This is a genomic window from Pseudomonas sp. AC083 (genome assembly GCF_979253165.1).
The window spans coordinates 1-263 of record NZ_CEEDDH010000182.1 but is presented as its reverse complement, the minus strand read 5'-3'; the positions used below and the strand labels follow the sequence as shown (position 1 = coordinate 263).

Sequence of the window (263 nt, the reverse complement as noted above, 5' to 3'; positions counted from 1 at the left end):
AATCTCTTCTGCATAGTTCGATGTGATAATTCCCTTTTCTGTAATGATGCCTGAAATGAGATGATGAGGAGTGACATCAAAGGCGGGATTGAATACTTGAACATCGGGCGGTGCAATGGGGACACCGTTTAATTCCTTTACTTCCAGCGGGTCGCGCTCTTCAATTGGGATATCTGACCCGTCATGGGTGGATACATCAAAAGTGGAAAGCGGTGCTGCTACAAAAAACGGAATGTGAAAATGCTTGGCTAGAACGGCAAGAC

General features: G+C 45.6%; 1 pseudogene. It reads right to left on the bottom strand.

The features are described from left to right. A pseudogene (locus AC0IXA_RS27640) lies at positions 1-263 on the bottom strand (S-methyl-5-thioribose-1-phosphate isomerase); the annotation flags it as partial.